Source organism: Paractinoplanes toevensis (assembly GCF_018332695.1).
Taxonomy (GTDB): domain Bacteria; phylum Actinomycetota; class Actinomycetes; order Mycobacteriales; family Micromonosporaceae; genus Actinoplanes; species Actinoplanes toevensis.
This window is the reverse complement of the sequence record NZ_BOQN01000052.1, coordinates 147,911-159,692: the sequence shown is the minus strand read 5'-3', so window position 1 is coordinate 159,692 and position 11,782 is coordinate 147,911. Positions and strand designations below refer to the sequence as shown.

Below are 11,782 nucleotides of genomic sequence, written 5' to 3'. Positions count from 1 at the left end.
CTGGCGGTGATCCGGCTGGCGGTGACGCCTCTGGTGGCGATGCGCCTGGCGGTGATCCGCCAGCGGTGACGTGCCTGGCGGTGATCCGGCTGGCGGTGATCCGGCTGGCGGTGATGCGGTCGACGGACGGACGGCCGGCTGGCTGGCTGGCTGGCTGGCGGCGATCCGGCCGGTGGTTATGCGGTTGGCAGCGATTCGGCCGGTTGGTCTGTCCGGCTGAGTGGGCGTTGCGCAGTAACCGGATCTGGGCCGCGCGAGGGCATCGGGTGGTCGCATCGTGTGTTCCGTCGCGCGAGGCCCACGGGGGTCGGTGGCTTCGGTCCGGCGCGTCGGCTCAACGCGGCCCGCATCGCTCCCTCTGCTGGCGGTGTGCGCCCGGCGCGCGGGGCTGCCCTGCGTCGCCGCTTCGACCAGCCGCGCGGACTCGATCTTGGCGGTGGCCTCGGCCCTGGTTGTGGGCTTGGGGCGGGTTGGGGTGTGGCTGGTGGTGTCGGTCTTGGTTGTGGGGTTGGGGTGTGGCTGGTGGTCGGTCTTGGTTGTGGGCTTGGGGCGGGTTGGGGTGTGGCTGGTGGTGTCAGTCCTGGCTGCTGGCTCGGCGCGGGTTGCGATCTCTGGCTGGCATGTGACGGGCGCTTGGCCGGCGGGAGTGGACCGGCCGGCCCGCCGCGCGTCGCCTGACGACCGGTCAGACTCGGCCGAGACTTCCTGGCTCGGGAGTTCCTGGCTTGGCATCGTCGGCGACGGCCGCTGCGTGCAGCGTGCCTGGTCTGGCCAGAGCAACGGCGGAACCGCCTCGGCCTCGTCGTGCAGGCCCACCTCGGCGCACTCGCGGGAGCAACCATGCTGGCGGCACCGCTTCCACGCATGACGCCGAATGAGCCCCCAGCGCCGCCGACGCGCATGGTCGCGACGGAACTCATCCTTCTCCGGCGAATAGTTGCGCGCTTTCGTGCGGTCGCGCATAGCAGCAGTCTCGGGCCGGGTAAATATCTGAAGCTGCTGGTATCGCATGGATACATTCTTCCGCGCCGCGAACCGTGCTCGCTAATAGCTGATCATGCCAATCTCGGAGGCTGTGAGGGCCAATTAACCAATTGGGTGACGAATCACTGAAACCATTCATCATCGGGCGGATAAAGCAACCTTCATGCCGTTGCGAGTGCGGTGCCGGCGGCAATCCGGATATTTCCGATAGCCGTCTTCGGACGTGCCGACGCGTAGCGGTGGCAGGCCCACCTTCGGCCCGGGCCCGCGTTCCGGCCCGGGAGATTGGCAGCGAATTGGGCGGCGCCACCGCGGCGAACGGTGCCAGCCGGCGCGGTGGTCTTGGCGCGACCGAGGCGGTCGATCTCGAGGCTGCAGGAATAGGCTGGAATGACCAGCCTGGAGAAGCGCCGAGCGGCAAGCGTGTCGCGACTCAGCTCGTGAGATCACGACCTGCTGCTACGCCGATGCCCGGCCGCTCGGGGACCGGGCATCTCTCTCAGGTGGCTCGCGGTCGGTCAGCTGGACAGGGTCGCGGTGTAGAGAAGGCGGTTCGGGGAGCCGCTGCCGGGGCTGGTCACCACGCCGGTGGTGGCGGCGTTGACGATGGCCGCGTTCACCGTGGTCACCGGCGCGCCGGGGTGGGCGGCCAGGTACAGGGCGGCCGCGCCGGCCACGTGTGGGGACGAGAACGATGTGCCGCTGCCGGTGTAGATCGCGGTGTTGCTGGTCCGCCAATCCGAGGTGATCGAGACGCCGGGGGCGAACAGGTCTAGCACCGAGCCGTAGTTCGACCAGGAGGCCTTGGCGTCGGTGTTGCTGGTCGCGCCTACCGTCAGCGCCTCGGTCACCCGGGCGGGGGAGCTGTTGCTCGCGTTGACGCCGGAGTTGCCGGCCGCGACCGCGTACGGAATGCCGGCCGTGATCGACCGGCGGACCGCGGCGTCCAGGGTGCTGCTGGTGCCGCCGCCCAGGCTGAGGTTGGCGACCGAGTAGCCGGCCCGCGCGTTGGCGGTGACCCAGTCGATGCCGGCGATCACCCCGGCGGTGGTGCCCGAGCCGTTGTTGTCGAGGACCCGCACGCCGACGACGTTGGCGCTCTTCGCGATGCCGTACCTCGTGCCGACCGCGACCCCGGCCACGAACGTGCCGTGCCCGTTGCCGTCCTGGGCCACGTTGTCGCCGTCCACCGCGTCGTACCCGTAGCTTGCCCGCCCGCCGAAGTCGGTGTGGGTCACGGTGATGCCGGTGTCCACCACGTAGACGGTGACGCCGCTGCTCGGCCCGTACGTGTAGGTGGTGCTCAGTGGCAGGTTGCGCTGGTCGGAGCGGTCCAGGCCCCACGGCGCCGAGCTCTGGGTGTCAGTGATCCGGACGACCTGGTCGGCCTCCACCGTCGCCACCGACGGGTCGGCGGCCAGTCGGGCGGCCTGCCGGGACGTGAGCCGGGCGGCGTACCCGTCGACGGCGTGGCCGAAGACGCGGGTGACGTTGCCGCCATACCGGTGGCTGAGCCGGCCGGCGTCGGCGGTCGCGCCGGCCTTGAGGGTGACCAGGTAGCTGCCGGCGATCGCGTCGGGGCTGCCGGCGTTCAGGACGGCGGATGTCGGGGCGGCCGCGAACCCTGGCGCCGAGACGGTGAGGGCGAGGGCCGCACCGGCGGCAACCGCGGCGGCGAGGTGAGAGCGCATTACTTTCCTCCGAAGGGTCATTCATTGATGCCTGCGAATGACCCTAGGGCGGGATGTTTGAGAGACTGTCAACTGTCTTTTAGGGACATGTCAGCATTTTGCTACGGCTTGCGGCCGGTCGCCGTCCACACGTTGATGTCGGAGCGCTGGGGGATGGTGGCCCCCGGCTCCGGCCGCCACTCGCTGGCCGGGACCACGCCCGGCTCGACCAGCTCCAGGCCGTCGAAGAGCTCGGCGAACTCGTCCTTCGGGCGGGTCCACACGTCGGACTTGCCCTCCTCGATCAGCTGCCGGTAGAGCGCCTGCTGCTCGGGCGTGCCGAAGTCGGAGGTGGCGTGGGTGGCGACCAGGAAGCTGCCGGACGGCAGCGCTTCCAGCAGCTCGCGCACGATCGGCTTGGCCGCGCCGTCCCCGTGGATGAAGTGCAGCACGGCGATCAGCATCAGGCCGACCGGCTGCGACAGGTCGAGGGTCGCGCCGACTACCGGGTCGGCCAGGATCTTGGCCGGGTCGTTGAGGTCGGCCTCGATGTACGCCGTGCGACCCTCCGGGCTGCTGGTCAGCAGGGCCCGCGCGTGCACCATGACCATCGGGTCGTTGTCGACGTAGACGATGCGGCTGTCAGGTGCGACCGATTGGGCGACCTCGTGCGTGTTGTCGGCCGTGGGCAGGCCGGTGCCGATGTCGAGGAACTGGCGGATGCCGGCCTCGGCGGCGAGGAATCGGGTGGCCCGCTGCAACAGCGCCCGGTTGGCCAGGGCACCGGCTCGTACCTTCGGGAAGTGCTTCTCGAGCTGATCGCCGGACTCCCGGTCAGCGGCGAAGTTGTCCTTGCCGCCCAGCCAGTAGTTGTATCGCCGGGCCGGGTGCGCCACCGTCGTGTCGAGTTCGTCCACGACGCGATCATAGTCTTCCACGTCTCGATTCCCCGCCGCCGGTAAGGCGGTCTAGCCGTTGACCTCGTCGCGCCAGGCGACCCAGTCGCGCAGCTCGGTGAAGTCGTAGTCGGGGCCGCCGGTGCCGACCGTGAACATGGTGACGCCCAGATCGAGCAGGGCCGGTCCGGAGTCGGCCGGTTTGCCCCGTACGCCGGACGAGATCTCGATCTCGCCCGGGTCGCGGCCCACCGTCGCGCAGTGCTCGCGCAGGATGCCGGTCTTGCGCTCGACCGTCTCGACGTCGCCGAAGCTGTGCCAGATGTCGGCATGCTTGGCCACCAGGCGCAGCGTCTTCTTCTCGCCGCCCCCGCCGATCAGCACCGGGATCTTCCGGGTCGGCGCCGGGTTCAGCTTGGACAGGCGCGACTCGATCCGCGGCAGGGCATCGGCCAGGTCGTCGAGACGGCCGCCCGCGGTGCCGAACTCGTACCCGTACTCGTCGTAGTCCTTTTCGAACCAGCCCGAGCCGATGCCGAGGATGAGCCGCCCGTCGCCGATGTGGTCGACGGTGCGGGCCATGTCGGCGAGCAGCTCCGGATTGCGGTAGCTGTTGCAGGTCACCAGCGCACCGATCTCGGCGCGGGAGGTCTGCTCGGCCCACGCGGCGAGCATCGTCCAGCACTCGAAGTGCAGGCCGTCGGGTTCGCCGTAGAGCGGGTAGAAGTGGTCCCAGTTGAACAGGATGTCCGCGCCGATCTCCTCCGCCTCGGCGGCGGCACGACGGATGGACGCGTAGTCGGCGTGCTGGGGCTGAATCTGCACACCGATCCGGACAGGCCTCGAAGTCATGATCACAACCCTAACGCCACGGGCCGGTGATCACGCAGGTCACGCCCGGGTACTGCACGTTGATGAAAAGGTGTTCCCCGTCCGGGGTGAAGGCGGCCCCGGACAGTTCGCTGGCGCCGGTCGGACCGGGCTCGGGGAAGTCCTCCGGGTTCCAGAAGTGCAGGTCGAGCGGGACGATCACCCTGGCCAGGTTGGCGATCGTGCCCTGCGCGGTGAGGATGCGCAGCCAGTTGTCGCCACCGTCGGCGTCCTCGCCGTCGCCGTCCTCGGCCAGCAGGATCGCGCCGCTGGGGGAGACGGCCACGGTGTCGGGCTGGTTGAGCGTCTTCGGCCCCGGCGACTCGAACAGCAGCTGCAGCTTGCCGGTGTCGTGACCGGTCGGCATGTACCGCCAGACCTGGCCGTTCTCCCCGTCGCCGGCCTCGCTGGCCACGAACGTGACGCCGCCGTCCGCCCAGGCCGAACCCTCCAGGCCGAGGAACCGGCAGCCGCCCTTAGCGCGGCCCTGCGAGTAGACCGAACCGGGGTTGTCCTCGGCGTCGGACGGGTCGGGCTCGTCGATGTCGACCCAGTGCGCGTCGAGCACCTCGCCGACCCGCTGACCGGTCGCCGTGTCGTACTCCTTTTCGCCGGTGATCGCGAGCATCTGCAGCCTGCCGCCCGCCGCGAGCTGCCCGGGGCGGCGTGGCACGAACCGGTAGAACCCGTCGCCCGGGTCGCCGTTGTCCTCGGTCATGTAGACGACGCCGGTCCGCGGGTCGACCGGGGCGGTCTCGTGTTCGAAGCGGCCCATCGCCTTCAGCGGGACCGGCCGGACCGGGCCGCGCGCCGCGGACGGGATCTCGAAGACGTACCCGTGCGGTTTCTCGAAGCCGGCGCCGACGCCCTCGGTGGTCTCCTCGCAGGACAGCCACGAACCCCACGGGGTGGCCGCGCCGCTGCAGTTGCTGAGCGTGCCGTTGAGGACCAGGAAGCTCTCCAGCAGCCGCCCCGAGCCGAGGTCGTAGAGCGACGACGTGCAGCCGGCCGGCCCGGCCCGGTCGTACGCGTCGGTCCGGCCGATGGCCTTGGGCCGGGTGCCGGGGGTGTCGGAATCGACCTCGTGGTTGCGGATGATCCGCACCCGCCCGTGCCCGACCGGGAAGATCCCCTGCCCGTCGTGGCAGCCCGGGGTGGGCAGGCCGTCGCTCATCCGGGTGCCGGCCGCCCCGAAGGTCCGGTAGTGGAAGCCGGCCGGCAGGGCCAGCTCCTTGCCGGCCGGTTTCAACGGGCCGTAACCGTCGCTGATCGGACGGCCCACCGCGCCGGCCGGTACCGGCAGCACACCACTGCCGAGGGCGCCGCCGACCAGCCCGAGGCCGCCGGCGGCGAGGACGTCACGCCTTTTCAAAGTCATGAACGCCAGGCTCGACCCGTGAGGTGAACAGTCAACCCTTCACCGGTGACCGGCAAGCATCGCGGTCAGGGCCATGGTGGCCGGTCCGACCACGCCGATGCCGAAGATGACGTGGATCACGCCTGCACCCCACCGGAGTGGGTCAAGGAAGCGGCCCCGTCAGACCTGGGTGGTGGCTCGGACGGTGAACGGGTTGAAGCCCCAGATCTGCGAGCCGGAACGCGGGACGCTGAAGGCGTACCAGTCGTCGCCGAGCGGGTCGAACACGGCGTCGCCGGCGGTGTCGCCCAGGCGGGGGGACGGCCGCACGCCGGGCGTGCATCGCAGCAGGCCGGAGAAGTACGACATGCCGCTGTCCTCGGTCACATACGCCACGCAGCCGTCATGGCTCCACACGGCCGAGAAACGGTAGAGGCCGTAGCTTCCGCCGAGAGGGGCCGTCGCCAGCCGCTCCAGACCCGAACGATGCAGGGGAAACAGCACCCGGCCGACCATGCCCGAGCAGGCCACCACCATCGTCACGACGGACACCACCGGCAGGACCGACCGGAGCATCCAGGAGCGGCCGGCCAGCGACACCACCCAGCCCACTGCGGCCACCGCCCACAGCACCATGGCCACCCGCAACCAGGTCAGGTAGCCACCCGGGAGAACAACCGCGTAGAGCAGCGCGACCGCCGCCACCAGGGAGAGGCCGATCGGCCACCAGGTGCGGGTTCTGCTCACGCGGACACGCTACCGAGGCCGGGCAACCCCGGTCGGCTCGGTGCTCAGCCGGGCCATCCACATTGACGGCGCGGCTTGTTCTTCCACGTTGATGGTCAACATGGACCGAAAAATTTGTTCATTCAGCGGTTGGCGGGGCGGTGACGCCGCCGGTATCTCTAAGCGTCTGACGTTGCGGGTGACCATGAACGGTCCGCCGCACGAAACCACGGGGAGGCGCTCAAGGTGCAGGATCTGGCGGATGCATCAACCGGTCAGCAGTCCACGCCGCGTTGCCTGCACTGTTCCGAGCAGCTCGTCCTCGACGACCTGTGGGGCTGGGTGCACGCCGGCGGGGAGTACCTGTGTCGTGATCGGGAGAGCGGCGAGGTCCTCTGCCAGCCGGCCACTCTGATCTGACCGACCGTCACCCGAAAGATTCTCGGCCCGGCGGGCGGCGCAGCACCGATCGGTCTGCGTCCGGAGCGTGCCGCCCGATCCCAGGCTCAGCTGTCGTAATAGGGGTCATAGGGCGGCTCGTCCTCGGGCGGTTCCTCGTCGCCGAAGAACAGCGGCTCGTCGGCGGGCCGCTGCCGCGGCGGCGCGGATTCGGCGCCGGCCGACCGGCCAGCAGCAGGCCCAGCCGCCGCGGCCCGGTCCGGCCCGGGCGCAGCGGCCGGGGAGATCCCCGCGCCGGCTGTGGCCCTTGAAGCGCCAGTTCCGGCCGCGCCAGTTCCGGCCCTTAAAGCGGTGGCCCCGGCGACAAGCGGCCCAGACCCACCGGCAGCAAGCCCGGGGGCGGCCTCCGCTGCACCCGGGGAGGCGCCCTGGAACAGGTCCAGAACGGGCTGGCCGAACTTGGTCAGTTTGCTCTGGCCCACGCCGCTGATCGTGCCCAGCTGGGCCAGCGTCGTCGGGCGCAGAGCGGCGATCGCTCGCAGCGTGGCGTCGTGGAAGATGACGTAGGCGGGGACGCCCTGCTCCTTGGCGGTGGCCGCTCGCCAGGCTCGCAGGCGCTCGAAGTCGGGGGCCGCCTCGGCCGGGAAGTCGGGAGCCGCAGCGGCCGCGGTAGCCGTGCGGGTGCGGGGAGTCCGGATTTTCTGCTGGGGCGCCTCGCGCCTCATCATCACCTTGACGTCGCCGCGCAGCACCTCGGCGCTGGTGGCGGTCAGGACCAGCGTGCCGTACTCGCCCTCGACCGCCAGGTAGCCCGCCGCCAGCAGCTGCCGGACGACGCCGCGCCACTCCTGGTCGCGCAGGTCGGCGCCGATGCCGAAGACCTTCAGCTCGTCGTGCCGGAACTGCTGGACCTTGTCGGTCTGCTTGCCGAGCAGGATGTCGATGGACTGGCCGGCGCCGAATTTCTGGCCGCGCTCACGCTGCAACCGGAGCACGGTCGACAGCAGTTTCTGCGCCGGGACCGTGCCGTCCCAGGACTCCGGTGGGGCCAGGCAGGTGTCGCAGTTGCCGCAGGTGCCCTCGGCCTCGCGCTGGCCGAAGTAGGCCAGGAGCTGGCCGCGCCGGCAGGAGACCGTCTCGCAGAGGGCGAGCATCGCGTCGAGGTGCTGGGAGGCGTTGCGCCGGTGGGCGGCGTCGCCGTCGGAGCTCTCGATCATCTTGCGTTGCTGGACGACGTCCTGCAGGCCGTAGGCGAGCCAGGCGGTGGACGGCAGGCCGTCGCGGCCGGCCCGGCCGGTCTCCTGGTAGTAGCCCTCGACCGATTTGGGCAGGTCGAGGTGGGCGACGAAGCGGACGTCGGGCTTGTCGATGCCCATGCCGAAGGCGATCGTCGCGACCATGACCAGGCCGTCCTCGCGGAGGAAGCGGGACTGGTTGGCCGCGCGCATCCGCGAGTCGAGACCGGCGTGGTAGGGCAGTGCCGGAATGCCGTTCTGCGCGAGGAACTCCGCGGTCTTGTCGACCGACGCCCGGGACAGGCAGTAGACGATGCCGGAGTCGCCGGGGTGCTCGGACCGCAGCAGGTCGAGGAGTTGCTTGCGGGGCTCGTTCTTTCCGACGATGCGGTATTGGATGTTGGGGCGGTCGAAGCTCTGGGTGAAGTGCCGCGCGTCGGTCAGCTGCAGTCGGGTGGCGATCTCGGTGCGGGTGGCGCTGGTCGCGGTCGCGGTCAGGGCGATGCGCGGCACGTCGGGCCAGCGCTCGTGCAGCATCGACAGGCCCAGGTAGTCGGGGCGGAAGTCGTGGCCCCACTGCGACACGCAGTGCGCCTCGTCGATCGCGAACAGCGAGATCTTGCCGCGGTCGAGCAGTCGCTGGGTGTTGGCGACGCCGAGGCCCTCGGGTGCCACGTAGAGCAGGTCGAGCTCGCCGTTGACGAACTCGGCCTCGACCACCCGCCGCTCGGAGAGGTCCTGTGAGGAGTTCAGGAAGCCGGCTCGCACGCCCAGCGTGCGCAGGGCGTCGACCTGGTCCTGCATCAGCGCGATCAGCGGGGAGATGACCACGCCGGTGCCGGGGCGGACCAGGGCGGGAATCTGATAGCACAGGCTCTTGCCGCCGCCGGTGGGCATCAGCACGAGGGCGTCGCCGCCGCCGATCACGTGCTCGATGATGTCGCGCTGGCTGCCCCGGAAGTCGGGGTAGCCGAACACGCGGTTGAGGACGTCCATGGCGGGGGAGAGAGCCGAAGTCACCCCGCGATGGTAGAGGGACCGGCCGACATTTTGCCGAGGCCTGTGGATAACCCGACGAGGTCGATAATCACCCGTACGGGGGTGCCGTCGGCGGCGTGCAGGTCGAGCGCGGCCTTCTGCTCGGCGTGCTGGGCGGCCACGTGGTGCAGCGCCGACACGCCCGCGCTGGACAGATGGGTGACGCCGGACAGATCCACCCGCATCGGCACGTTTCCTCCCCGGCTGCGCCGCAGCAGCTCGGTGCGCACCTGTTCGGCGGTCACCGTGTCGATGTCGCCGGAGATCCGGACCCGCGTCTCGTCCCCGCCCGGTTCCTCCACGATGCGAAAAGCAGTCGGCCTGGTTTCGGAGACGACCGCCGCGACCGGGTCGAGCAGCCGGGCCGGCCGCACCAGGGTGTGCCGCAGCCGGGCGATCGTCCCCTGCGCCGACGGCTCCACCTGCACGCTCTCCACCAGCTGCGCTGCCATCGCGAGCCCGCGGCCCCGGTTCGGCTGGGCCGTCGGCTCGCGCCAGGCGCCATGGTCGCGCACCGAGATCTCCACCTGCCCGGCTGCGCCGAGCCGACCCCGAACCTCAACCATTGATGTGTACGCCGGGGAAGCGTGCTCGATCGCATTGGTCAGGAGTTCGCCGAGCGCGTGCTGGATGACGAACGTGTCGGCAGCCGCCGCCCCCAGTCCGGTCAGCCAGGCGTCGACCTCCTCCCGGCAGGATCGCAGCACCGCCGGTGCGGCCGGCAGCCCGAGGACGAGGGCCGGTGGCTGCGGCACCCGCTGCGCGGCCAGCAGGGTGATGTCGTCCTGGTGGCCGGTGGCCCGAACGAGGAGTTCGACGGTCTGGGTGCAGACCCGCTCGGCCGGCGTCGCCGACGGATCCCGCAGCGCCCGCCCGGCGGCACTGTCGGCGGCGACCCGGGCCAGCTCGGCGGCGCCGGACGGGTGGTCGCGGCCGGGCCGCTCGAGGATCCCGTCGGTGTAGAGCAGGAGCAGCTCACCGGGCTCCAGCCGGTCCACGCCGATCGGGAAGGATCCGGCGGTGGCGAGGGGCTTCCCGCCCGTACCCCGCAAATAGCGGGTCTGACCGCCTGGCGAAACCACCAGGGGGGCCGGATGGCCCGCCGTGCAGTAGGCCAGCTCCCCGGTGACCGGGTCGAGCACCGCCATGCAGATCGTCGTCGCGTGCGCGCCCGCCGACCGGGTCGCGAAGCGGTCGGCCGCGGTGAGCGCCTCGATGATGCCGGCCCCGTCGTCGAGGCGGTCGCGCAGCACCGCCCGCAGCTGCCCCATCACGCCGGAGGCGGCGACGCCGTGCCCGACCACGTCCCCGGCGATCAGCGCGACCCGGCCGTCCCGCTGCACCACCACGTCGAACCAGTCGCCGCCGGCCGCCGTGTCGGCGTCGGCGAGCAGGTAGCTGGCCGCGACCTGGAGTCCGGGCAGGACGGGCAGCCCGGCCGGCAGCAGTTCCCGCTGCAGGGCCGTGATCACCTGCCGGCTCTCCTCGTAGCGCTGCCGTTCGATCAGCTCGGCGGCCTGCCGCTGCCGGACCATCTCGGTGACGTCGAAGCCGACCCCGATCACGCCGCGCGGTTTGCCCGAATCGTCGGCAAACCATGGCGAAATGGTGAAATTGGCGAACATCTCATGGACGCTGCCGTCCGGCATGTCCAGGTGCGCGCGCCACTCCTGCCCGGCCACCGGCACGCCGGTGCGGTAGACCTCGTAGTACCGGTCCACGAACTGCTGGCCGATCAGGTCGCTGATCACGTCCCGGATCGGCACGCCCAGAAACGGCCGTCCGGGCAGGACCGCCCGGGTCGCCGCACTGAGCGAGAGCACCCGCAGCTCGGGGCCCTCGCACACGGCCAGGATGAACGGCACCTGGTCGAGGGCCGCCAGCAACCGCCCTGGGTCGTCGGTCATCGACCCATCCTGCCGGACATGCCTGACAGTCTCCTACTCGGCCAGGGGTAGCTCGATCGTGTGAGACGTGTGCGTCGCCTTGGTGGCCAGGTAACGCACGTTGGCCGGTGACATGTGCACCCCGGTCGGGATCTGCTGCGTCACCTCGATGCCGCATTTCTCCAGCTGGAGCGCCTTGTCCGGGTTGTTGGACAGCAGCCGCACCCGGTCGGCACCCACGGCGAACAGCATCTGCGCCGCCGCCGAGTAGTCGCGCTCGTCCTCGCCGTGCCCGAGCGCCACGTTCGCCTCGTAGGTGTCCAGGCCCGAGTCCTGCAGCGCGTACGCGTCCAGTTTGGCGTACAGCCCGATCCCGCGGCCCTCCTGACGCAGGTACAGCAGGAAGCCGCCCTGCTCGGCGATCCGCTCCACCGCCTCGCGCAGCTGCGGCCCGCAGTCGCAGCGCAGCGACCCGAACACGTCGCCGGTCATGCACTCGCTGTGCGGCCGCACCAGCGGCGCCCGGCCGCCGGCCGCCGACTTGGTCAGCGCCCGCTGCCAGTCACCGAGGCCGAGGGCGATGTGCTCCTTGCCGTCCACCAGCCCGTCGAAGGTCATCACCCGGGCCGGGGTGGTGTATCCATCCGTGAAGCGCAGCGGAACGGTAACCTGCTGACGCACCGTGGCCTTCATCATCGCTATCGGTCCTCCTCGTTGTTTC

Annotated in this window: 9 protein-coding genes; 1 reads left to right on the top strand and 8 read right to left on the bottom strand. The window is 70.7% G+C overall.

Annotated elements, in window-relative coordinates; all coding sequences use genetic code 11:
* Positions 1-1,502: 1,502 nt before the first annotated feature.
* The 5 genes from Ato02nite_RS20485 to Ato02nite_RS20465 all read right to left on the bottom strand — a co-directional run bounded on the left by Ato02nite_RS20485 (position 1,503) and on the right by Ato02nite_RS20465 (position 6,524).
* Entirely contained in the window at positions 1,503-2,675 is a 1,173-nt protein-coding gene (locus tag Ato02nite_RS20485; RefSeq protein ID WP_246607247.1) for a S8 family peptidase, read from the bottom strand.
* Between the two features lie 101 nt (positions 2,676-2,776).
* Positions 2,777-3,571 (bottom strand): SAM-dependent methyltransferase, encoded by a 795-nt coding sequence (locus Ato02nite_RS20480; RefSeq protein WP_246607246.1) that lies wholly within the window; start codon positions 3,569-3,571, stop codon positions 2,777-2,779.
* 51 nt (positions 3,572-3,622) lie between these two features.
* On the bottom strand, positions 3,623-4,402 hold the full coding sequence (locus tag Ato02nite_RS20475) for an LLM class F420-dependent oxidoreductase (RefSeq protein WP_213008180.1): 780 nt from the start codon (positions 4,400-4,402) through the stop codon (positions 3,623-3,625).
* Positions 4,403-4,412: 10 nt separating this feature from the next.
* Positions 4,413-5,798 (bottom strand): alkaline phosphatase PhoX, encoded by a 1,386-nt coding sequence (locus Ato02nite_RS20470; protein ID WP_213008179.1) that lies wholly within the window; start codon positions 5,796-5,798, stop codon positions 4,413-4,415.
* A 159-nt stretch (positions 5,799-5,957) separates the two neighbouring features.
* The gene (locus Ato02nite_RS20465; protein WP_213008178.1) at positions 5,958-6,524 is read right to left on the bottom strand and encodes a hypothetical protein; all 567 of its coding nucleotides are present in this window, start codon (positions 6,522-6,524) and stop codon (positions 5,958-5,960) included.
* 225 nt (positions 6,525-6,749) lie between these two features.
* Here Ato02nite_RS20465 and Ato02nite_RS20460 point away from each other — a divergent pair, with 225 nt between their 5' ends.
* Entirely contained in the window at positions 6,750-6,923 is a 174-nt protein-coding gene (locus Ato02nite_RS20460) for a hypothetical protein (protein ID WP_213008177.1), read from the top strand.
* Between the two features lie 86 nt (positions 6,924-7,009).
* Here the strand turns inward: Ato02nite_RS20460 and recQ are convergent, their stop codons facing one another.
* Genes recQ through Ato02nite_RS20445 form a run of 3 tightly spaced genes read right to left on the bottom strand, consistent with a single transcriptional unit; the run spans position 7,010 to position 11,757 of the window.
* Positions 7,010-9,133, bottom strand: a complete 2,124-nt coding sequence (gene recQ / locus Ato02nite_RS20455; protein WP_213008200.1) for a DNA helicase RecQ — start codon at positions 9,131-9,133, stop codon at positions 7,010-7,012.
* Between the two features lie 20 nt (positions 9,134-9,153).
* Entirely contained in the window at positions 9,154-11,082 is a 1,929-nt protein-coding gene (locus tag Ato02nite_RS20450; protein ID WP_213008176.1) for a SpoIIE family protein phosphatase, read from the bottom strand.
* 33 nt (positions 11,083-11,115) lie between these two features.
* Positions 11,116-11,757: a GTP cyclohydrolase II gene (locus Ato02nite_RS20445; protein WP_213008175.1), complete on the bottom strand. Its 642-nt coding sequence runs from the start codon at positions 11,755-11,757 to the stop codon at positions 11,116-11,118.
* Positions 11,758-11,782: the final 25 nt, after the last annotated feature.

Bases quoted from the DNA above. Each gene is read 5' to 3' on its own strand.
- Ato02nite_RS20485 (WP_246607247.1), bottom strand. From the start codon at position 2,675: ATGCGCTCTCACCTCGCCGCCGCGGTTGCCGCCGGTGCGGCCCTCGCC.
- Ato02nite_RS20475 (WP_213008180.1), bottom strand. From the start codon at position 4,402: ATGACTTCGAGGCCTGTCCGGATCGGTGTGCAGATTCAGCCCCAGCAC.
- Ato02nite_RS20470 (WP_213008179.1), bottom strand. From the start codon at position 5,798: ATGACTTTGAAAAGGCGTGACGTCCTCGCCGCCGGCGGCCTCGGGCTG.
- recQ (WP_213008200.1), bottom strand. From the start codon at position 9,133: ATGGACGTCCTCAACCGCGTGTTCGGCTACCCCGACTTCCGGGGCAGC.
- Ato02nite_RS20450 (WP_213008176.1), bottom strand. From the start codon at position 11,082: ATGACCGACGACCCAGGGCGGTTGCTGGCGGCCCTCGACCAGGTGCCG.
- Ato02nite_RS20445 (WP_213008175.1), bottom strand. From the start codon at position 11,757: ATGATGAAGGCCACGGTGCGTCAGCAGGTTACCGTTCCGCTGCGCTTC.